At 59.2% G+C, this 21,535-nt stretch carries 17 protein-coding genes, 1 tRNA gene and 1 pseudogene; 5 read left to right on the top strand and 14 right to left on the bottom strand.

Annotated features, from left to right (window positions below):
- A partial coding sequence (locus GX515_09530) for a hypothetical protein (protein HHY33236.1) occupies positions 1-223 on the bottom strand: 223 nt, incomplete at its 3' end.
- A 375-nt stretch (positions 224-598) separates the two neighbouring features.
- On the opposite strand from GX515_09530, the gene GX515_09525 reads away from it, so the two are divergent.
- Positions 599-1,372, top strand: a complete 774-nt coding sequence (locus GX515_09525) for a superoxide dismutase (GenBank protein ID HHY33235.1) — start codon at positions 599-601, stop codon at positions 1,370-1,372.
- Positions 1,373-1,476: 104 nt separating this feature from the next.
- Here the strand turns inward: GX515_09525 and GX515_09520 are convergent, their stop codons facing one another.
- The 3 genes from GX515_09520 to GX515_09510 form a co-directional block, all read right to left on the bottom strand.
- Positions 1,477-2,745, bottom strand: coding sequence for a serpin family protein (locus tag GX515_09520; protein HHY33234.1), 1,269 nt, complete (start codon positions 2,743-2,745; stop codon positions 1,477-1,479).
- A gap of 20 nt (positions 2,746-2,765) precedes the next feature.
- Positions 2,766-4,688 carry a PDZ domain-containing protein gene (locus GX515_09515; protein HHY33233.1) on the bottom strand — a complete coding sequence of 641 codons (1,923 nt, stop codon included), beginning with the start codon at positions 4,686-4,688 and terminating at the stop codon, positions 2,766-2,768.
- A 387-nt stretch (positions 4,689-5,075) separates the two neighbouring features.
- Complete coding sequence (locus GX515_09510) at positions 5,076-6,554, bottom strand: P1 family peptidase (GenBank protein HHY33232.1); 1,479 nt, start codon at positions 6,552-6,554, stop codon at positions 5,076-5,078.
- Between the two features lie 653 nt (positions 6,555-7,207).
- On the opposite strand from GX515_09510, the gene GX515_09505 reads away from it, so the two are divergent.
- From GX515_09505 to GX515_09495, 3 genes are all read left to right on the top strand, one after another.
- Positions 7,208-7,283 (top strand) — tRNA-Lys (locus GX515_09505).
- A 458-nt stretch (positions 7,284-7,741) separates the two neighbouring features.
- Positions 7,742-8,017, top strand: coding sequence for a hypothetical protein (locus GX515_09500; protein HHY33231.1), 276 nt, complete (start codon positions 7,742-7,744; stop codon positions 8,015-8,017).
- A gap of 267 nt (positions 8,018-8,284) precedes the next feature.
- Positions 8,285-9,115: a DNA adenine methylase gene (locus GX515_09495; GenBank protein HHY33230.1), complete on the top strand. Its 831-nt coding sequence runs from the start codon at positions 8,285-8,287 to the stop codon at positions 9,113-9,115.
- Positions 9,116-9,330: 215 nt separating this feature from the next.
- Here GX515_09495 and GX515_09490 read toward each other — a convergent pair whose 3' ends face one another.
- The 7 genes from GX515_09490 to GX515_09460 form a co-directional block, all read right to left on the bottom strand.
- Positions 9,331-10,407, bottom strand: coding sequence for an alcohol dehydrogenase catalytic domain-containing protein (locus tag GX515_09490; GenBank protein ID HHY33229.1), 1,077 nt, complete (start codon positions 10,405-10,407; stop codon positions 9,331-9,333).
- Between the two features lie 19 nt (positions 10,408-10,426).
- On the bottom strand, positions 10,427-11,437 hold the full coding sequence (locus GX515_09485; protein ID HHY33228.1) for a hydroxyacid dehydrogenase: 1,011 nt from the start codon (positions 11,435-11,437) through the stop codon (positions 10,427-10,429).
- Between the two features lie 464 nt (positions 11,438-11,901).
- Positions 11,902-12,675, bottom strand: a complete 774-nt coding sequence (locus GX515_09480) for an SDR family oxidoreductase (GenBank protein HHY33227.1) — start codon at positions 12,673-12,675, stop codon at positions 11,902-11,904.
- A 47-nt stretch (positions 12,676-12,722) separates the two neighbouring features.
- Positions 12,723-13,586, bottom strand: a complete 864-nt coding sequence (locus GX515_09475; protein ID HHY33226.1) for a creatininase family protein — start codon at positions 13,584-13,586, stop codon at positions 12,723-12,725.
- A 58-nt stretch (positions 13,587-13,644) separates the two neighbouring features.
- Complete coding sequence (locus tag GX515_09470) at positions 13,645-14,544, bottom strand: dihydrodipicolinate synthase family protein (GenBank protein HHY33225.1); 900 nt, start codon at positions 14,542-14,544, stop codon at positions 13,645-13,647.
- Positions 14,541-15,803: a UPF0261 family protein gene (locus GX515_09465; protein HHY33224.1), complete on the bottom strand. Its 1,263-nt coding sequence runs from the start codon at positions 15,801-15,803 to the stop codon at positions 14,541-14,543. Before GX515_09465 ends, GX515_09470 begins: the two co-directional genes overlap by 4 nt.
- A 487-nt stretch (positions 15,804-16,290) precedes the next feature.
- Entirely contained in the window at positions 16,291-17,145 is an 855-nt protein-coding gene (locus GX515_09460) for a FadR family transcriptional regulator (GenBank protein ID HHY33223.1), read from the bottom strand.
- Positions 17,146-17,799: 654 nt separating this feature from the next.
- Between GX515_09460 and GX515_09455 the strand changes: the two genes are divergently transcribed.
- Positions 17,800-18,042 (top strand): hypothetical protein, encoded by a 243-nt coding sequence (locus GX515_09455; protein HHY33222.1) that lies wholly within the window; start codon positions 17,800-17,802, stop codon positions 18,040-18,042.
- Positions 18,043-18,282: 240 nt separating this feature from the next.
- Here GX515_09455 and GX515_09450 read toward each other — a convergent pair whose 3' ends face one another.
- The 3 genes and pseudogenes from GX515_09450 to GX515_09440 form a co-directional block, all read right to left on the bottom strand.
- Positions 18,283-19,047, bottom strand: a complete 765-nt coding sequence (locus GX515_09450; protein HHY33221.1) for a DUF169 domain-containing protein — start codon at positions 19,045-19,047, stop codon at positions 18,283-18,285.
- A gap of 62 nt (positions 19,048-19,109) precedes the next feature.
- Positions 19,110-19,312, bottom strand: a pseudogene (locus tag GX515_09445) (PII family protein).
- 235 nt (positions 19,313-19,547) lie between these two features.
- Complete coding sequence (locus GX515_09440; GenBank protein ID HHY33220.1) at positions 19,548-21,251, bottom strand: aldehyde ferredoxin oxidoreductase; 1,704 nt, start codon at positions 21,249-21,251, stop codon at positions 19,548-19,550.
- Between the last annotated feature and the right edge of the window lie 284 nt (positions 21,252-21,535).

The following is a 21,535-nucleotide window of genomic DNA, read 5'->3' as shown; positions in this document are numbered from 1 at the left end:
TTCTCTCCATCACATCGCTTGCCTTGGCGACCCACCGCTGCCAGATCACCCTGAGATGCTCGTCGCTCATGGTGGGGGCGGGCGTCTTCCCCTTGCCCTCTCCCTCGACGTAGAATATCTCGGACGGTTTCGTTTCTTTGAGCCACCTCACCACCGACGACAGCGTTTCTAGCGCAGCGAGACGTCTTTCATCCATTGCTGCACGTTCTTCTCTGATGTCCATGTGCCGACTTCACCCTCCTTGACTTTCGCTGACTTGCCGCCACGCCTCCCATGAGCCACTCTGCCACTTGGCCTTGAGCCACGCTACTACCCGGCCGACCTGCTGAGCCACGTAGCCCCCAGACTAGCTGGTACTGGCTGGGACTGGGACCAGTGCGGCACTTCTGGGTTCGACACCACTACACAGAATCCTTCCGCGGCCACAACCCGAGCGGCCTGCATAAGATGAGTGTACGAGACTCAAACCGGCACCTGCTGAAGGAGTTCGACGGTCTCACGCACGCCATGCACAGCCGCGTGGCACGAAAACATCGGCCCTCGCAGCGACGCCAGTTGTTCGGGCAATGAGAGGATCCCGGCACAAGGGGTGACGATGATGACCCGAGACGACAATCGACCGGAGACTGAAACCTGGGATGAGATTCCGAACGTGCCTCCGGGCGGACACCGACTTCCGCCGCTGCCGTATGCGTATAATGCCCTTGAACCCTACATCAGCGAGGCTCAGCTCCGGGTCCATCACGACCGGCACCATGCTGCCTACGTCGAAGGGCTTAACACCGCCGAGCTAGCCCTAGTGGACGAGAGGGCGCGGATGGATTTCTCGCTGGTCCGATACTGGGAACGAGAGCTTGCTTTCAATGGCTCGGGGCACATCCTGCACAGTATATACTGGACGAACATGAGCCCGTCGGGGGGCGGCGAGCCAACCGGGCTGGTGAGAGACCACATCGTCGCGTATTTCGGCAGCGTACAGGCATTTCGTGAGCAGTTCTCCCGGGCAGCCCTTGATGTGGAAGGTTCCGGCTGGGCCGTGCTCGTCTGGCAGCCCCAGTGGGGGCGCCTCGAGAACCTGACGGCCTGGAGGCATGAGGACGTGACGCAATGGGGCACGATACCCGTCCTGGTGCTGGACGTCTGGGAGCACGCCTACTACCTGGACTACCAGAACCGGCGTGCCGACTACATCCGGGCATGGTGGAACGTGGTGAACTGGCCAGACGTGGAGAGACGCCTGCGGCTTGCGATGGAAGCGCAGGTGCCGCTGCACTGGCACAGCGCGCCGGGACACTCACCCTCACCCGCACCGCACCCGCCCACACCGTTCGAGCCAATGCCGCCGGGGAGCCTGTTCCCGTTCCCGGGTTGAAGCGGCGAGACAGGATCGGCCCCGGCACCGCGACCACCGCGACCTTGGTGGCAACCCCGTGTCGCAGCCGGGGTCGGGGTGGCAGGCGCCGGGGCCGTGATCGCTCAGCCCTTCGGGTCAGCCAGCCTGCCCATGAATAGGATGCACCCAGATCGGAGATCGCGAATCAGGAAGACGAACGGGCGATCCGCTCTGAAGACGTGTGGCTCATCCGATAGAAGCCCCTTGCCCGACATGACCACCGCTGTGGCCGCGGCCGCCTCGGTGCCTTCTTCATTGACTTCCACGAAGGCCTTGTGGATCACCGTGCTTATGTACAACTCCCGGACAGGAGCCATGCCAGAGAAGTCGGCCAGGTCTTGATCGAATGCATCCACCATCCCGAGGTCCTTTAGCTGCTTATTGAGCAGGAATCTCTTCTCCACCTTGAAGCGCGGCAGGTACACCTCCACTTTCTGCTTGGAAAGCCGGGAAAGCCAGGACCGGACAAGCTCGGTGCTCAACGCGGCCTCGAGTTTGCCGAGCCCACACTCTGGCTTCGGCAGTAAGACGACCATCGACAGATCGCCGCCCGCGTATGGCATTTCCAGGATCTGAACCTGGTCGTTTTCCGCATAGTTGAACTTCCCCGCTTGATACATCATCGGAACATCAACTTTTTGTCCCGTTGCGAGATAGAACGGCATAGACTTCGTGGATTCGGGTTGGAATGGGGTCTCCCACTTCCCCTTGAAGTAGATAGCATTAGTCAGAACAAGCCGCGTAAGCGCGGAGAGGTCGCTAGGCTGGATGAGGTCTTTTATCTTCCCGTTGGTTTTGCCTTCCACCCACTCATTGATCGTCTGCCTGGCTTTCTCGCGGTTCTCATCCTCCGTGTAGTCAACCTCTTTAAAGCCTGCACCATAGTACTTGTTGGTTATGAGCAAGAACTCCGGCAGGAACTCGTAGCCGATCTGGCCCCATAGAGCGTTGGCGACAGAAAGCTGGTAAGCCCCTCCGCCGCTCGTCCCACCAGCGCCGGTATTGAAGAGTCCCGTAAGGTCCGAAAAGGCAGGATGCAGTCTCTCCGGTGCAAGGGTAAAATGCAGCACATCGGCCATCTGCCGCGCGGTCTCCCCCCTGGCACCAGCGTAGGTCATTGCTAGCGCGGAGGAGATGCTGTAAGGCGAGAAGAAAAAGTTGCCGCTGCCCGCTTTGAGTTGCCGATAAAGGTCGAAAGCAAACGAGTTGTTGCCCGCGACAACCGAATCAACATCTGCCTGGCTCATGGCGGACACCCTGCCGCAAGAGCCGCCGTAAGGACCGGAAAGTGCGACCGCGATGGCACACATCAGCAAGAGCACGATTCTCCAACTTGTAGCTCGCCTTTTCATTCTCTTACCTCGCCTTCTGTTTATTGCACGACGTCGAGCACAGCCTCGAGTCGCCCCGCTGCGAGGAATCTTCCGGTTGCAGTGTCCATCAGCCTAGCATTGATGACGATCGTGCTTGGCTGGCCTGCAATGGTGCCCAAGAGAAGGAAAGCACAGTCGGCCTTCTCCTTGAGTTGAGACGCGATCTCCCGGCTCACCTGTCCGCTGTGCTGTATCCCGAGCTCAGCAAGCGCCCCGTTGACGCGCACCGCGTCCGCTGGCTGTAACCCGCTGTTGATGAGCGATGTGGAAAGGTTCTCGATGAAGTCCGTGCTGAGCGTGACGTTCGCGATGCCAACGAGCTCAAATGGGATGACGCCGACGAAGCCCCTCTCCAGCGCGTCCTTCGTCTGCTGGCTGTCCTCTGCGCGTTTGTGCAGCTCCGCGACCAGCTGGTCGAGCAGCTCGGGATCCACACGTAACACGCCGCCCCGGACAACCGCCCCCGGCTTGGGCTCGGCCGTGTCCGTCCGGCCTGGCCCGCCAGTCTGCCCGCTCTGCGCAGCGGTGGCCGTGGGGCCCGCATCGCTGCCCGCCACCGCCACAGCCGTCTCTCGCGAGCCGACGGGCGGGAAGGCCCCTATGTAGCCGCCCCCACGCCCTTTGGTGGCGAGCGGAGAGTCGGCAGCCAAGCGATAATCGCCACTCAGGACGTCAGCAAACAGTGGATCTACGCTTAAATTCGTAGCAGATGGCTGGAACTCAAGAAATGGTGTGTACACAGTCCGGGTTGGTTCTGAACTGAATAGCGGAGGCATCGTGAATTCCATGCGGATCCCGCTGAGGAAATCGGACCTGGCCCCGCGCAACTGGCGCTCAACGAATGCTCTAGGGCTCCAGGTCTTGGTCTGTATCTGTTGGCCGTACACGTCGTTGTATTCAAGGGTGAACCGGGTGTCGGACAAGGCCATGAACCCAACGTTGTTGAAAGCGATGATGTTGTTGTAGACAACTGCTTGTGCCGAGACGACCACTTGCACTCCAATGCCTGGTACCAACACGCCGTTGGATTCGTCGACCATCTTGACAAAGGTATCAGGAGATACGCGGTTCTCGATGATCGTGTTGTTGCTCAGCTCAACCTTCGAGTAGCTCACCTGGATGCCACCGCAAAAGGCACGATCCTGCTCGGCCCGGCTGACGGCGTTCCCTTTGACGAGATTGCGCGTGACCTTCGCTTGGGATTGGCTTTGTATGACGACCCCGCCAGTGTTGCCCGTTATCGTGTTCCCTTCTAGGACCACGTCGGTGCTGCCGGACACCTTCACACCGACCAAGAACCCTTGAACCTTGCAGTCCCTTATCGTGACCCTCGCTGCCCTCGAGATCGAGATCCCGTCCAATGTGCTGCTAGCAGCCGTCCCGGCTACGGCGAGCCCCTGGACAAGCACCTCGGACGCGCCGTCGATCACGATCCGCGTGACGCTCACGCGCGCGCCAGGCTCCGCTGGTCTCACCGAAATGCCGTTCCACCAGATCCAGAGCTCCTGATACTCGCCGTCTCTCAGCAACACTGTGTCCCCCGGTCGCGACTTCAGAACCGCCCCGTAGGTGGTCCTCGCGTCTCCTGATCCGTCTGCGGCAACCGTGATGATCCGAGGCTCGGTTCGGGCCGGCGGCTGGATCACGGGACCGAACGTGCCGGTCGTCCTCATTATGGAGAAAGTGATCTCCTTGCCGGCACGCAGGATCGTCAGGTCCACCGGTTTTCCGGCAGGGATCGCATCCGTCGCCGTTTTGAACTTCTCGAGGTCCGGTGTTTCAACCGTCTTTCCCGAGGAGTTCCGGACCTTGATTATGACGTCACCCGGCGCAAGCCCCGACGATTCAGCCGGCGAACCCTTATAAACGCCCAGCACCAGCAGGCCGCGCCGGTCTTGGGGCAAGCCTACGTCCTCCGCCAAAGCGGAAGACAGAGGAACGAGAACGACCCCAATAGGCGGGGGCGGTGTTGAACTCGCAACAGCCCCGACTGCTGCGGTAGAGGCGGAAGCAGAGGCAGAGGCAGCAGAGGCAAATTCAAGCGTCAAGAGGCAGGACAAAATCAGCAACACAGAGCATAGACACACTGCTTGCGCCCCAACCCCACTGACAGGCCGAGTGATCTTGCCACCCAACATCGTCAGCGCCCTCCCATCGATCGAAACCCTAGAGTGCCCCCACGCTGTCAAATGCGGACGCTTTCTTGGAGCCGTGGAGCCCTGAACCTGAGGCTCGGGCTCCTCACATGTAGAGCAGGTAAACGTTGGGCTGCCGGAACTCCTAATTCGCTATCCCAAGGTCTCCCTCCTTCATTGGTACCCCCACGGTGGGAGTCTTCTGTGCCAGCCGAGGGCATTGTACTTTTTCAGGACAGCGACGAGATCATCGATGTCGATGGCCTCCGCGACGTGCCCATCTCGCCCTACAACCGTCGTAGCTCGAAGTATGGAGTTTACGACCGCTTCCTCGGTGGCCTCGACGGCTGCCAAGAACAATGCGGACATGGCGTCGTTGCTCAACACCTTTAGATCCTGTGCTAACGGCGCCCGGTGGGGAATGCGCCGAGCGGTCGAGAAGGCGATGAAGAAGTCACCAGAGCCGTTGCTGCTGAAAAACCCGGTGCGCGCAAGACCCAGGCCCGCCCTTCTCGCGAGGCGCTCGAGTTGTCTATGGTCAAGCGGCGCGTCGGTTGCAAGCACCACTATCACAGAGCCGCCTAAGTGTTGGACGTCAGCAGAAGGCCTCTCTCCGTCTAGCAAGCGCGTCTCGTCAGTCTGCCTCCGAGGCCCGGGCTGAGGCCCGTAAGGGAAGTCGCCGCTGAAGGCGTACCGTCCGAGTTCGCGTCCAACAGGAGCGCCGTTCACAGTGAGTATTCCACCGAAATTCGTAAGGACCAAAGCACCGAGCGTGTATCCACCCCGCGCCTCGGGCAGCACCCGCGATGACGTGCCGATGCCACCCTTCCAGCCCATGCAGCACGCGCCCGTCCCCGCTCCCACGGAGCCCTCAGCGACACAAGCTCCGGCTGCGCCATCCGCCTGCACATCGCCCACTCGCTCCTGCGCCGATGCGACTGCGGGCGCTGTCTCCTCTGCTCGCACCGCCGCTCCCATCCCGTCCGTTCCCGGCGCTGTCCGTCGTGCTGTCTTGTCCGCCCCCTGCGCCGCCCAGTGGGCTTCGGACGCCGCCCCTTCTGCCGTCTCTTCTCCTACTATCCACCCTGTCGTCCTCCCTGCTGCGCCGCGTGCGTTTTCCACTGCGAGGTCTATTGCCGCAAAGACATGCTCCCTGTGAACATGGCGCCCCTGGATGTCGTTCAGATAGCCGTCATTCACCTCGCCCACCACGGGGTTGACTGTGCTCGTGGAAATCCCGATGTCCGGGTTCCGCGAAATAGCCCACTCGATGAGCGCGTCCGCCACGAGGGGCGCATTCAAAGTGTTGGTAAGGGCTATGGGCGTTTCCAAGTTTCCGAGCTCGGTGAGTTGCTCCAGCCCGATTGCCTTGCCGAACGCATTGAGCGCGAACGCAGCGGCCGGCACCTTCTCCTCGAACAAGTTGTCCGCGTGTGGCGTTACAACAGTGACGCCAGTGCGGACCGGCCCTTTGCCCGGGACCAGTTTCCCCTCGCCGCTGGTCAATGTAACGTGACCGACGCCGACTCCCGCCACGTCCGTGATGGCATTGAATTTCCCGGGGAGGAGCACCCCGATGTCGATCCCTATGTCTCTCGCCCTTGGCCTAGCCTTGTGTGTGATTCTCCTCGCCTCCCTTGGGGAGCCTGTCAAGATACACGCTTATGGATAACCAATGCCGAAGTCAAAACGATGCCCAGGCGCACTGTGAGCGCACTCCACGTGTATACCATTCAAACCGGACACAGTTTCTGAGTTCGAGCTTGGGTATCTATGAGAAGCCGCAACACCCTGGGAGCCCAGGCCTTGAAGAATCGCTCCGGACTTCGCCGCGGGACCTCGCCCTTGGTCACAAGAACTTTCCGGTCGTTGTTGCCGTCCCGGTGCCGGGACGGCTAGTGGCAGCCCACCATTTAGGCGGCGCGAAGGTTTTCTCACATCGCTACCATCATTATAGCAAAGACCGTTTGTATCGATTGGCAGTGGTGGGTGGGCTGGAGTGGGCTGGCCCGAGGCCCTGACATCACGGCCGTTTCGCCGCCGCAAGAATCGCTACGCGCCCCCGATCCCATTGCAGCCTGCTGCAAACCACACGCGACGGGACCACGGAACCAGTATGCTTCGTGTCGGGTGACCCGACTACCTAGGAGTGCGACTCTCAAACCGAGCGGGACCGCCACGCGGTTCCTGACACGTACTGGCAGCGGTCTGCCCTTGATAGCACAGCTTGGTTGTGGTAGTATTGTAGTGTGTCGCACGGGCGTCCGCGCGCTATCACGCGAATTGTATAGCACGATTCTTGAGGTGGGCCATTAGCTCAGGTGGTAGAGCACCGGACTTTTAATCCGGGTGTCCCGGGTTCGAGTCCCGGATGGCTCACCAGCTGTTTTGAGGTTTCGATATTGCGAACCAGCACGCGTCCCTCTCGACGGCAAAATGACAGCAAAAGCACCTGGAAACGTAAGGCCCCGGGCCCGGGCGATCGGTCCGGGGCTTCTCGTTCTGCCAGGTCGCTCTCACGCGGGCTCGCCTTCTTTCCGGGTTGTGTTCATAGGCAGCATCGCGTCTTGTGGTGATGCTCCTTTCCCGTTCACCGGCGTCCCCTCGTTTACCGGCGTCCCCGGCCTCTTTTCGTTTCTGCCCGTTTCTGCCCAGGGTTAGGCCGCCTCATAACGCCCCTCGTAGACCAAATTCTCCGGTAGAACCGGGCCTCCAGGCGTCGCCTTCATTCCGCACCCACTACAAAAGGCCGGTGCGCTCCTGCCCCCCGTCGTGAATTCCTCAACGTACGTGACACACCAGCACGCTTTACACCGCCACGCTACAATAGGGCTTCCCCTGTGAATGCTCTTCCGCACCTCCACGGAGAGGCCGTCTCCGTATGCAGCGATGCTTTGGGGGGCCAGCCGGAGGAAGAGACTCCCGATGGCTTCGTGTGGCGCCGGAAGTTCAAGGCCCTCGAAGGCCATAACGTAGACGAGACCTTTGTCTTCCGTCTGCTCACAGTGCTGAAGTGCGACCGAAATGTGAGACCTGATGTGGAGGGTAACCCTCCGAAGTTTTGGTCCGACGCCGAGCTGCACGAGTATTATTGCAGGCAGTTCCTCAGTGCGTGAGAGATCGCCGCAAGCAGCTTTCGCACGGGCGAGGCGGCCATGAGGACCGGTCTGGGGCAAGGCAGGCTCAGGCACGTCTCGGGTTGTAGGCTCACGCATTGATGCAAGGAGAGAAGGTTGGCGGGTCACAATGTAGAATGTAAGACATAGGAACGGAGAATTGCGCGGACGCAGTTCCGGTGATCAGCACTGTCCGATGAGAGAATCGCGGTTCCATTTCCCCGGGGGCGCTGAACTGGAATGCGGCCCGGCCTGGAGTAATCGGACATGATATGTGCAACTGACACAAACGAGATCATCCGGCCGAAACCCTTTGTGAAATGGGCGGGGGGCAAAGGACAGCTGGTGGAGCAGTTGGCTGCTCACATGCCCGAGACGTATTCAGCGTACCATGAGCCTTTTGTCGGCGGAGGAGCACTGTTCTTTTACGTGTGTCCGAAGGGGGCTCACCTATCTGATCTCAACGAAGAACTGATAAACGCGTTCCTCGTCGTCAAGAGCGACTGCGACAACCTGCTACGAAGCCTCAAGAGACATGAGAACACCGCCGAGTACTACTATCGAATCCGCGCGCTCGACCCAGAGAGCTTAGACCCGGTGGAAAGAGCATCAAGGTTCATCTATCTCAACAAGACGTGCTACAATGGCCTGTACAGGGTCAATAAGCAGGGCAGATTCAATGTTCCTTTTGGCCGCTACAAGAATCCCGTATACGCGGATGAATGCCAGTTGCGTTTGGCAAGCAAAGCGCTCCAAGATGCGGACGTGCGGGTCGCAGATTTCGAGATAGTGCTTGACCAGGCCAAGCCAGGAGACTTCGTGTACTTCGATCCTCCGTATCAGCCGATTAGCGATACATCGAACTTCACCAGCTACACTGCTGGCGCGTTCGATGAGGGGGAGCAGAGGCGCCTCGCAGCTGTGTTCCGGGAGCTCGACAGAAAGGGTTGCTACGTAATGCTTAGTAATTCGGATTCCCCTCTCATCCATGATCTTTACAGCGGATTTCGAATCAAAACGCTGATGGCGAAGCGTTACATCAACTGCAAGGGCGACAGACGGGGCGCCATCCCGGAAGCCTTGGTGTTGAATTACTAGGTCAGGGGGGACGCCGGATGTCGAGTTCCATTTCGCCCCAATGGCGAAATCGGGTTCCAGTTGAGCGCGCGTAACGGCGTGGCCCGGCCTCTTGGGTCGCCCGGTGTCACTCTTGACAGTCCAAGTTGTACAGTGAATCTAGGGTCTCAATCACGCACGGAATGAGTGACCCCTAATATGGAGAACCGTCTTCCTAACCTCACCCCGGATCTTCATCAGTGTTCCTGCGGATGGACAATGACCTTGATGGCGTTATCAATCCGCTTCGTATACGTCTCAAAAGCCTGGTTAATGTCCTTAAGCGCAAACTGATGGGTAATCAATGGCCTGAGATCTATCTTCCTCTGAGCGGCCATGGAGAGGGCCCGTCTCACGTTACGGCGCCCTTCGCCCCGCACGGTATACAAGTTGATGTTGCGGACGACGGCCTTGGAGATGTTCACGGTAACCGGGCCCTTGTAGAAGGCCACCATGACGATGGCGCCTCCAGGCCTGGCTAGGTCGAGTGCAGACTCGAGCGACGAGGAGACCCCGGCTGCGTCAAAAACGACGTCGGCGCCCACCCCGTGAGTAAGTTCCTTAACCACTTCGACCGGGTCCTCCCCATCGTTGATGTTCACGGTGTAATCGGCACCCATTTGCTTACCTAGTTCAAGACGACCCTTACGGGTGCCTGTAAGGATCACCTTTTCCGCACCGAGGGCTTTGGCTGCCTGAACAAGGGCTAGGCCAATCGGTCCCGGACCAATGACGGCCACGGTATCGCCGGCAATGTAGCCCCCCATGGCGTCGATAGCGTAGAAGGCCGAACCGGCCGTGGTAATCAAAGCAGCCTCTTCAAACGAGATCTCATCTGGGATTTTGTAGAGGGTGTTCACGTGGTTTACTGCGTACTCGGCAAACCCGCCGTTAGCGGTCATCCCGTTGGCAGCGTGTCCTTTCTTCCGGTTGCCGAAATTCAAACAGGCGGTGTACTTTCCCATGATGCAGTTGTGACAGCGTCCACACCCCTTGTGGACTTCCACCGCGACTCTGTCTCCGACCCTGAATTCATCCACAGTCGAGCCGACCTGCGCCACCACACCGGCGTACTCATGGCCCATTATGAAAGGCATGGGCGGCTCTCCAGGCATGCCGTGGTCCCTTATCTCAACGTCGGTGCCACATATCCCGCAGGCCTGCACCCGAAGCAACACCTCATCAGGACCCGGAGCCGGGACATCAGTCTCCAGGACTTCAATCCGTCCGCGCGCAACCAAGTGAGCTGCGAGCATCTTCTTAGGGATATCCATCTGTCTTCCCTCTCATGTCTCATCTTTTCTTGAGATGCCGCCATTTCTCGAGCTGCAACACCTCGGGATTGGCGATCTTATCCGGTTCGTAGCCGTTGAAGAGATCGATCACCCGTCTTACGGCCTCGGTGGCCATCCTGACCACACACTCCTCGGTGAGGGCGGCAGTGTGCGGAGTGAGGATCACATTGTCCATTTCGAGCAAGGGGTTGCCGGCTTCGACAGGCTCGTTTTCGAAGACGTCGAGCGCAGCCCCGCTGATGACTCCTTCTCTCAACGCCCTCACAAGGTCCCGCTCATTTACGACCCCCCCGCGGGACACGTTTACAATATAAGCTTGCGGCTTCATCAAGCGCAGTTGATCCCATGCGATCATGTTCCTGGTATGCTCGTTTAGGGGGACATGAACGGAAACCACGTCGGAAGTCCTCAGCAGCTCGTCCAAGCTCACAAAGTCAACCATGTCGCTGAAGCCAGCCTTGACTGCCTCGGGCAGAAGAGGATCATATGCCAACAGCCTAGTCTGCGATAGAGGATGGAAATAGCCGGCTAGGATCTGGCCAATTCTCCCGAACCCTACAATCCCCAGCCGCTTTCCTAGAACGTCACGGGGGTAGTTCTTGAACCGTATCTTGAAATTGCCCTTTCTTATCTCTCGGTCCATCAAGAAAAGATGCTTCAGCAGAGCGAGTATCATGGAAAGGGTGTGTTCAGCCACGGTACTGGCATTCACACCAAGGCTCGATGTAACAATGACGCCCTTTTCCGTGGCAGCCTTCAGGTCGACGTTATCCACCCCGCCGCCCGTTCTAGATATGGTCCATAGGTCGTCGCTCAATGCCAACAGATCCCTGCTGAGGAAGATCCCTGTCCGAAGGACTATCGCCCTGGCGTCCTTCATAAGCGGGGCTACAGTAGCCGGGCTCGCGTCTGGCGCCACGACTACCTCAAGCCCTTCATTCTCCAGCATCTGCCGCGCCTCTTCCTCGATCGGCTGGGGAAGAAGCACGTAGCCCTTCTTTCGATCCATCGCCCATCCCTCTTACGGATTACTGATTGGCAATATGGGCCTCGTCGCGCCCTCAAACCCTCAAGCCAGCCATGTCCGAGCCGACAGCCTCTGATTGAAGACGCGCCGTAACCCGGAGACCAACACCCCTCAATGCGAGCTTGGCCTACGCCGGCCGGCCCGCGTGCCGCGCGTGTCGAAACGTACGTGGGGGGCTCCGCTCAGACGTTTCGGCGTGTGCCCCACTACTCTTTTGGGACGCCTCCGGCAAGATGCATCATCACCGATTCCTACTGCTACACCTGCTGTTGCCGTTGTCTCTCCCAGTTGCCCAATGAATCCCACTCTTTCGCTGGGCTACCGGAGGTGTCCCAAAGCCTTATCACCCGGAGGATGTGCAAACCCATGCCGAGACAAGATCCGCGCCATCCGCGTCGGGATTGACACCGCCATCGAATCGGGCACACTCTCAGAACCTGAGGCCTTTACCTCAGATAGCGCCCACCGCATACGTCCAGGGTAATGCCTGTAATGTAGCTAGCCTCGTCTGACGCCAGGAATACTACGGCATTACCGATCTCTTCAGGAGTACTCAATCGCCTCAGCGGTATCTGCGAGACGATTCTGTCTCTCTCCTCTTCAGGCTTGTCGTCCCAAAGCGACTTGACCCGTTCACCGGTGAGCGTCACCGTGGGAGCAACCGCGTTTACCCTGATGCCCACTGGGCCCCAGTCATACGCAAGTTGACGAGTCAGCCCTTCCACGCCTGCCTTAGCAGCCGTGTACTGAACACCGGCTAACGATGCTCGCCAGTGACCAGCCAGCGCCGCCATATTCACGATGGCGCCTTTGCCCGCTTTCGCCATGATGGGGATCGCACACTGGCAGGTAAAGAATGTCCCCTTCAGGTTCACGTTTAGCACGAGGTCCCAGTGCTTCTCTTCGATCTCCTCGAGTTTGTATGGGGTGTGCAGGGCGCCGCCCGCGTTATTGACCAGGATATCGATCGTGCCCCACTTACGGCAGAGCTCTTCGATCATTGCCTGGACCTCTGGCTTCTTGGTTACATCCGCCTTTTTCCCCACAACCCGGCCGGGGAAGTCCTTGCCGAGCTCCTCCACAGCGCGATCAATACCCTCTTGGTTGATGTCGTTGATCATGACCTTGGCGCCCTCTCTTAATAGGCAGCGGGCAATGGCATACCCCATCCCCTGTGCAGAGCCCGTGACCAGCGCCACTCGATCCTGCAGTCTTCCCATGTCGCACGCCCCTCGAATTCCGCGTAATTCCGCGTTATGGTTGTCGTTTAGGCTCTATTGGTGAACAGCCTCTTCTCAAGCGGGACAACGATGTTGAACTTCTTAACCTCTTCCAAGAACTTGGCCAGAGCTTGCCCGGCGATCTCAAAGTATTTCTCGCCTTTCTCTTTGCTGGCTCTTAACGGATTTCCAATGGTGGCCGTGTCCGAATACTCGTGGTGCTCCATTGGAACCCAGATGTTTTCCGCCCCCATGAAAGTTACGAAGCCCGACCCGTCACGCTTGCTGAAGGCACTGCCCATCCACCGCGGGGCATGGGCTCGATCCGGCTTCGCCTTGCTCATGTCGACGGTGCCTTCGTCTGCCGCCCAGGCGGTACTAGTCTCGATTTCCCCGGCATGCCAACCCGGCGTTTCCTCCGGCGGTCCGTCAACGATGTCCGCTATGAGGGAGTACGTTCTCTCGGTTGGGGTCTTGTACCAGCATATGAAGCACCCTGTCTCGTATCTAATCCTCCTCAGCACGTCATCGATAACCTTCGAGTTGCTACCATGATGGCTCACGAACACTATCTTGTTGAAACCATGATAGATCATGCTCATGGCCAGGTCGTAGACGACGCGCCGGTAGGTGTCTCCTGAGAAAGTGAGCGTTCCCGTTCCCTGATTGACCTCGCCCATATGGTGGGGGGAATAACCGACCGGGATCAGCGGGGTGTAGCACGTCTTCGCTATCCGAGCGGCTCTCTCCACGACTCCCATCGTCGTCAGGCTGTCCGTTCCCAGCGGGCAATGGGCGCCGTGTTTTTCGGTCGACCCCATGGGAATCATGATGACGTCATTGTGCTTCAAGTATTCAGCTACCTCGTCGTAGCCCTTTTCGTAGATGTTCCAGGTCTCCTTGCGCGGCATTGTCCATTTCCTCCCTCTTGCACTGCGTACTGCCTAATGTCTCGCGTCCTCATATGAACTAGATGAACCCAAGCTCTCTGATGTTTGCTTCCAAGGTGCGTTTCTGTTCCGGCGTCAACGGCCTCAACGGGTGCCTGGGGTCTCCACCGACATAACCAGCCAGCTCCATAGCGCTCTTGACTGCGGCGACGCCGCCGAAGCCGGATACCCTCTTGTTCAACTCGACGATTCTCTCGTTGAGCCTCTTGGCCTCGTCGAGTTTCCCTTCCTTGAAAGCGTTATACAGCTTGACGCACTCCTCGGGGAAAACATTGGCCAGGGAAAGGACCCCGCCTACGCCGCCCTCAAGCAGCAAATCCAGGAAGAACCCGGCTGATCCGGCCAAGACGTAGAACTCCTTCCCCCTCGCCGCCTGGATGTAGCTCTTGAAATTCCCTTTGGAGCTGTCCTTCATCCCCACTACGTTGGGGTGTTCGGCCACTATCCGGACCACCTCAGGGCTTATCAAGACATCAGCGGCCACTGACGGGTTGTTGTATAGCAGAACCGGGACGGGAGACGCGTCCGCGACCCTGATTATGTAGTCCACCAGTGCGTCATCGGTAAGATGTTTCCGGAAGAAATGAGGCATCAGCAAGCTGACCATAGAGGCACCGAGTTTGGCCGCCTCCAGGGTGATGTCGATCGTCTCTTTTGTGCTCTCGGCGCTCGTTCCCGCCATGATCACTTTATCGTCAGCGGCGTTGTCGATCACTGTCTTCAGGACAGACAGCCTTTCCTCGACCGAAAGGGATCTGAACTCGCCGTTGGTCCCCAGGACAAAATACCCCCTGAGGCCGGTCTCGTTCATTCTCTTGACGTTCTTAACTATCCCCTCATACAGGATCTCATCATTCTTGAAGGGGGTGACCATCGGGGTGAAAACGCCAGATAGCTTCTCCTTAACCGTGCTGTTCATTGTGTGCACCTTCCTGCTTTGACATCATCCTGTTCCGACATCATCTCGAGAAAACTGTCTACGACTAGGTCGATAAACTGAGGGTCGTTAATGTGGGCATTCACCTCCTCCACAGGAATGGAGGGGGAAATCCGCTCTTTGAAGGTCTCTATGAACACCAGATTGCCTTGTGGATCCCACAACTCCTCTCCCTCACGGTTCGGGTAGGAGAAGCCCTTGAGCGGCAAAAAGACTTTCACCGGGCCTTGAGCCCTGTTGATTTTGTCTGCCAATAACTTTGCAACTTCGCTCAGTTCTTCATGGGAAAGCCGCACGAGGGTCAGCGTCGGATTATGTACGATGTACTTTCTTCGCCTCATCTCCGGAGTCAGGGAATCCAGCGGACCCTGGACAGTGTACTCAATGCTCCCTGGAGCGATGACCTGAGGCAAACCGGCCTGAGACGCTGACTCCAACCGATACTCCTTGATCGCCCCGTGGAGTCCTCCGACCAGCCTATCCGCCAACTCATGCAGGTTTATATCCAATACTCCGGCGAAATACCCCTCTTGGATCAGATCCTCCATTGCTATGCCTCCGGTCCCGTTCTGGTGAAAGGCCACGACCTCGAAACCTTTCTCTTCCAGAAGGGCTTTGGCCCGCAAGGCCCCCGGCGTCGTGGTCCCCAGCATCGACATGGCGACGACTTTTCCGCGTTGCTCTCGTCCGCCCTGATTCATGGCGCTCCTAACCATTCCGCAAATGGCGCCGGCCGCGTTCCTGAACACCCGAGTGGTGAGAGCGTTCACACCTTGCACGTCGACCACCGAATGCATGATGGCCACGTCCTTGGTCCCGACGAACGGTCCGAAAGTCGCGGTGCCGCAAGCCACAGTGGAGACCATCAGTTTGGGCACCCCGAACGGGAGGCTCTGCATCACAGCCGTAGCGATGTTGGTGCCCTGGGAGCCGCCAATCCCGATCACTCCCGCGAAGCTCCCCTCGGCGTACCGCTGTTGGGCGACCTTCGCGGCCCCTTTGATCATCACCTCAATGCACTTGCCCTTGTTTCCGGTTGCCAAGAGCTCGTTGATCGGCATGCCACCTGCGATCGCCACTTCTTCTCGCGAAATGTCGGGCTTGACTCTCCTGGGAGCCGCGAGAATGCCGGTATCCATTATGAGCGTGCTGAACCCGTTTTCCTCGATGGCCCTCCTCAGGTAGTCGGCCTCTGTCTCCTTCGTATCCAAAGTCGCGATTATAAGAATCGTTGGGACCATTGCAGTTACGCGTGGCCTCCTTAGTCTGCCCAAACACTTAGTACGGAGGTGACTTTGAATACCTGCAGACTCATGTGCGCCTTCTCGCGCGATCGGCAAATAGCAAATAGTCTGTAGTGAAAAGACCAAAGAATCGGCGGAATCACCCTTGCTGCCTTGCTGTCTGACACCTAGTACGAAAAATATATAAGGCCTTCTTCTCGTATTCTGTTTGCTCTGCTTTGCTCAGCCCGAGCCGACATTGGCTTGACTCGATGTGCGCCCCTAACCTGTACATCTACACTCGCGGGCCCGATGAGATTCTATGCCCATTCGTAACCCAGCAAACACATCATAAGCCAAACATGCCAACCTGTCAAGCTGTCAGGCTGCCTTACCGGCTCCCCCTTACACCGTGGGATTTTTCCCAGCGTGGGTCCGAATACTGCTGGATACTATTCGAGGTCGCCCCCGCAGCGATGTCGACGGCCGCGATTCTCTATCCGGGTCATGACCCCGATGCCGTCGGACGGACGTCTTCTGCCCGCGAACCGGCGGGATGTCCGCCTGTCCCGTCGTCGGCGAGCGCCTCGTCTTCTGAGGACCCATGGCCATCCTCGGCCTCTGCCTCTGCGGTTTCATAGTATCCTGTAAACTTCTGTTTGGCAGCCTGGAGGTGATTGAGCATGCTCTTGCGGGCTGCCGCAGAGTCCCCCTCCAGGATCGCCCTATAGATGGCCTCATGATCATCATACGATTTGCCAAACAGCCTCTTTACCGACGAACGATCATCCGCTGCTTCGGCCAGCTTGATGGCGTTATAATACGGTTGACCCAGCTTCAACAAGGCTTCCTTGATGAATTGGATGAACAGACGGTTGTCTGACGCCTTGGCCAAAGCAAGGTGGAACTCGTAATCAGCCTCAATGAACTCATCCACCGACTTGACATCCTTGCATTTCCTCAGGGAGCTCTCGATCTCCCGCAGTGAAGAACTGGTGCGCCTCTTGGCCGCCAGGTAGCAGACCTCACCCTCGATAGCCCTTCTAGCCTCCAGCGCTTCGAGAAAGGTCATGCGGCTCCTGATCGTATCGATGATGCCCTCTAATTGGTAATTTACAGCTGGCTTCTTCACGAAATTGCCCTTGCCCGGGACGGACTCCAGTAACCCCAAAACCTTAAGCCCGCTCAAGGCCTCTCTGATCGTCGCACGGCTAGTGCCCAAGCTCTTGGCGAGGCTCGCCTCTGACGGGAGGCAGCTCCCGGGTTTCAGCTTGTCGGTACGAATCATCTCGACGAATTGCTCGATGATCTGCGTCGACGTGCTCACGGTTTCAACAGGTTTTAAACCAAGACTTGTCATTCTGTTCACCTGCATGGTGTGTTTATGAATTCTATGAGGGATAAGGCCGCTTTTCGGTCCGTTTTTCGGCCTCTGTCACAAGTCTCCTGCCCGAACCGCCGTGTCTCGCCAGCTGAGAACCGCACCGTATCTGCCCCGGTCTCGGAGTCGGGCTCACCACGATTGCCGGTCCCCTGCCGCGTTGCGCCTGCGGAGCCAGGTGGTGTTTTGGCGCTTCTCTCGGGCTGCATACCCGCGCGATGCAGCCAACAAACAGGCGATCGGCGTCGGAGATCGCTTCTAAAGCGTCCACGAGTGGGCCGAAGGAACAAACTGCTCTTCGACCGCGGCAATTCATTATAGTTCTTCGCTCCCGTGCGCGACAATCCTTCTTCATCCAGTAATAACCGCTCGAACCTCCTGCCCGAACGGGAGCCAAAGGTTTGTTCGGGATCCGGTGCCACGTCCCGTCACATGCGGACACGGTCACAGGGCGCGTGCACTCTCGTGAATGCTGGCGTAGACTCCGGGAAGCGCGCTGCACCCCGTCGCACAGCTGGGGCGCCCAGGGGGTGCCTGCTTCTGAATCCGCCGACAACGATGAACACGCCGACCTCAGGCCTCCTATGGTTTTTGTTGCGAACCCCGAACGCAAGGAAGGTGGTACGGCAGGCGGTGCTGAGGGTAGCGGCCTTCGACACCAGGATTTCCATGGCCGACGTGCGCTCGCGTCTCCTCAAGATGATGGTGAGGCTGTTCGGCTACGCTGCCAAGCCAATAGCCGACGGACTCCAGAAAAAGGGAGGCGCCCTGGCGGCTCCGCCCGAAGGCTTCTTTGTGGAGGCCACCAAGGGCCCGCTGAAGCATGGTGAGATTGAACGAGCAACAGCGTGGGCAAGGAATCTCTTGAAGACCTAGTGACTTCACAAGACGTCGCGATTGGGAGGCAAGGGTCTGGGTGAAAACAAAGAGACGCACGACACCCCTCGCGATTCTGGCGATGCTGATCGCTGGAGCCTGCATCGCGGCGGCGGGCCCGTTCATAACAGGCGCCGCAGGCCCAATAGCCGCTTACCCGCCCAACAAGAACAAGGGGAGGAAGCGCAAACAAGGCAAGCAAGAGCCTCCTCCCCCGAACCGGTGCGGTTCGCCCGGCACTCACCGAGCAAGATCTTCTGGGTGGATTGTGTAGGTCGGCGGCATAGTCGGGGTCCAGAACATGTTCGGCGGCACGGGATAGACGGAGAAGCCGCCCTGCGCCGTAAGTTCCAGGTTGGCCAGGAGCTTGTCCCGGACCAGAGGATACGGAGCAACAAATACAAGCTCGCTGTTTTGAGTGCCGCCGAAGATCCTGTCACCCGCGCATGGGAATCCGACTACGGGCTTGCCAGTTGCTACCGCGAAACCGATGGACGAACAGAGCGCCGCCTCGGCGACGGTGTCCGCGGTGACCTTCTCCCCGGTCTCGTAGGTGCACGCGTGGATAAGCCTCATGATTTGGGCCGGATTCGCATAAATGACGACAACATCGGGGTCTGCCTGGAGATTGTCGAGGGCGCCGACCAGGATCCCGTCGAACTTCTTGCCAGTGTCTCCAAGCTTGAACGTGTTCGCCATGAAAGCCTTGCCCGCCGCCAGATCCTTCACATATGGGCCAACGGCTGCTTTGCCCGACGCGATAGCCTCAGGCGTCCTTATGAGGCCGACGCAAGCCGCTCCCATGGAGCACACCATCATCTCTGGCACCCCGGTGTTCACTTTCCCTTGGCACCTAGCCATCGACACCAGCTGGCACACGTTCAGTTTGAAGTTCAGGGGTTTCCGAGGCAGCTCCTCCTTGCTCTTGTAGAGTTTTACGCCGACAGGTCGCGTGTCAAGTCTTAGGATCCTCTCTAGTTTATCTGAGACTTCTCTGCATACCATTCACAAGTCCCCCTCTCCCCGTTCTCTTCTCGTCGTTACGACGAATCACAAACGCGCACGCAGATGAGGGTCAGCACGATCTGCTTTTCAGGCCTATAGTGATACCGAGCAATCTCGCGTGCTCGTGAATGCCGATTCCACGCCCGTGCATTATCGTGCCGCCTTCGGCCCCGGCCCTCTTTGAGGACTCCACCACCTTCTCGGCATCGCCCTTGTTGACTATCGTCACGATCAAATCATACAACACTTCGCCCTCGCCCGCCATCTTAACTTCTCCCATGCTCTCAGTGCCGGTGGACCCCCACCGGGCCGGGCGGCGGGGCTGACCCTGTAGACCGGGGTCACCCGCACGGAGGAAATCCCAAGCCCCATGGCGAAAATGCGCGATCAGGACGGGACGTCCTTCGAAATGGCCTCTCCGGAGATTGAGCGGATTCGTCGACCGGCCGCGCGCCGCACGCAAGCCAAGGCCAGGCCTCCCGGCTGTCCCGGCATGACGTCTAGTCCCACATCCCATCCATCTCTTCGTCGCTCACGTCGAAGGTCGTGCCTGTGGCGGGGTTTGGTTCCTCGACAAAGTGCTCTGGCAGCCTGTCGTGCACGCTCGTGAAACCCGCCCGCCGGTTGAACTCCCTCTCTGCCATGATCGTCTGTCTTGCGAGAGCGCGGATGGTCTCGGCGGAACAGGGAACACCAAGCCGGGCCGAAACGAGATCGCCGAGCAGGTCTATCCGGTCCCTGACCGCCGGGCCGACGAACATGCACACCCCCAGCATGTCGTATATCGCGGCCGATAGCTGAGCGTTCCTCGACGCCTCAACCTGACCTGCCGGGCTATGATGATCTATCTGCACGCGCACGGTATTCCCGGCAGTATGGTCGGCGCCCATCGGGGATGTGGCGAACGTCACCCCCAGCCCTTTGAGCCCCCGCGGGTCGTAGGCCGCCATGACCTGGCCTTTCACCGCCGGCACGCGCCTCACCCCCAGGACCCTTGCGGTCAGCGCACCGCCATGGCCTATCACCCTTCCAAGCACCGTGCCCTTGCCTATCTCACGTATGAGCTCAAGGGCGCCCGCGGCGTCTCCAAAGCGGACGAGACCCGCCTCCATCGCCACACCCACGGCTCCACCGACATCGATGGTGTCAACGCCGAGGTCGTTACACAACCGGTTCATCTCACCGATCGCATCGAGGTCGTCGATGCCGCAGTTCGAGCCGAGCAAGCCGATGGTCTCATACTCAAGAGGGCTCACGAGATCGCTGCCGTCCGCTCTCGGCACCCGGTTTGAGCACCCTATGGGACACCCGGGCATGCAGAAGTGAGTGGCCAGCCCGCCTCTTGCCAGGATGAGCTCGCGGAGAGCTTCCGCAGAGATGCGGTCCGCGCCCTCAAAACGCCCGGTGCTGAAGTTGCGCGTGGGCAGTCCGCCGAGGGCGTTGGTGGTCGTCACTAGGGCAGCGGTGCCCCAGTTGCGGTAAACCTCCGCGGTCTGAGGAGTGTCCCTGATCAATTGGATGACAGCCCTGGCGGCCTCGAGGAACTTCTTCTTGTCCCGGATCTCCGGAGCACGGGTGCCGGAATCGTCGATCACCACGGCCTTGATGCCTTTGGACCCCATGAGCGCCCCCATGCCCCCGCGGCCACAGTACCTTCCGGGCTCCCCGTCTAGGTCGGTGATGGCTATCCCCGCAGCTGTGAGCTCCATCTCGCCAGCCGGGCCGATGACCATGACTCCGACTCGCTTCCCGTACCTTTCCTGAAGCCGTGCAGCAGTCTCGTACACGCCAAGGCCCGCAAGATCGGGGCAGGGAACGAGCTCCACCGTGTCCTTCGCGAGGACGAGAGTAAACAGCCCTCGCGCGTCATCCGGTTTGTTCTCGAGGATGAGTGCTTTTACACCGAGCCGGGCGAGCTTGTGGCCGACAACCCCGCCCGCGTTGCTCTCCTTGATCCCTCCGGTAAGGGGGCTCTTGCCGCCCACCGAGATCCTGCCAGCGCACGGTGCCGGCGTGCCGCCCAAGACCCCTGGCACGATGAGGAGCTTGTTGTGACGGCCGAGGGGATCGCAGCCGGGTTTCACCTCGTCGAGCACAACGCGCGCTATGAGGCCACGTCCTCCCAGCATTGCGAGGGACTCCCCCGCTACGGCGCGCGTCACGCGCCGGGCCGGCATATCGATCCTGAGAACGTACGTGTCCATGTGCAAGTCCACGCCTCCTTGGAGCCGAACGTGCCCTCGACAAGGCGCTCGAGGCGCCTCGAGGCGCAAGGGGCTCCCAGTCCGAACGGACGGCTCCCACTTCTAACTTCCGGTAGCACCCTTGCAAGTTACGTGCCTATGGAGCTGCGCGACACGCGGCCCCACCCCAACAAGAAGAAGGATGGCTGCCCCCCGTGCCGAAGTGTTTCTATTGTGAGGAAGGCCCGAAAAGCAATGGCAGGCGGCGGTTCCCTTGCTCGAGTTTCGAAGCCGAGACAACATCG

Source organism: Bacillota bacterium (genome assembly GCA_012842395.1).
Classification (GTDB): Bacteria; Bacillota; SHA-98; order UBA4971; family UBA4971; genus UBA6256.
This window is presented reverse-complemented; position numbering and strand designations above follow the sequence as displayed.

Bases quoted from the DNA above. Each gene is read 5' to 3' on its own strand.
- GX515_09490 (HHY33229.1), bottom strand. From the start codon at position 10,407: ATGGATATCCCTAAGAAGATGCTCGCAGCTCACTTGGTTGCGCGCGGA.
- GX515_09450 (HHY33221.1), bottom strand. From the start codon at position 19,047: ATGGTATGCAGAGAAGTCTCAGATAAACTAGAGAGGATCCTAAGACTT.
- GX515_09475 (HHY33226.1), bottom strand. From the start codon at position 13,586: ATGCCGCGCAAGGAGACCTGGAACATCTACGAAAAGGGCTACGACGAG.
- GX515_09485 (HHY33228.1), bottom strand. From the start codon at position 11,437: ATGGATCGAAAGAAGGGCTACGTGCTTCTTCCCCAGCCGATCGAGGAA.
- GX515_09520 (HHY33234.1), bottom strand. From the start codon at position 2,745: ATGAAAAGGCGAGCTACAAGTTGGAGAATCGTGCTCTTGCTGATGTGT.
- GX515_09470 (HHY33225.1), bottom strand. From the start codon at position 14,544: ATGAACAGCACGGTTAAGGAGAAGCTATCTGGCGTTTTCACCCCGATG.
- GX515_09440 (HHY33220.1), bottom strand. From the start codon at position 21,251: ATGGACACGTACGTTCTCAGGATCGATATGCCGGCCCGGCGCGTGACG.
- GX515_09480 (HHY33227.1), bottom strand. From the start codon at position 12,675: ATGGGAAGACTGCAGGATCGAGTGGCGCTGGTCACGGGCTCTGCACAG.
- GX515_09495 (HHY33230.1), top strand. From the start codon at position 8,285: ATGATATGTGCAACTGACACAAACGAGATCATCCGGCCGAAACCCTTT.
- GX515_09460 (HHY33223.1), bottom strand. From the start codon at position 17,145: ATGACAAGTCTTGGTTTAAAACCTGTTGAAACCGTGAGCACGTCGACG.
- GX515_09465 (HHY33224.1), bottom strand. From the start codon at position 15,803: ATGGTCCCAACGATTCTTATAATCGCGACTTTGGATACGAAGGAGACA.
- GX515_09525 (HHY33235.1), top strand. From the start codon at position 599: ATGACCCGAGACGACAATCGACCGGAGACTGAAACCTGGGATGAGATT.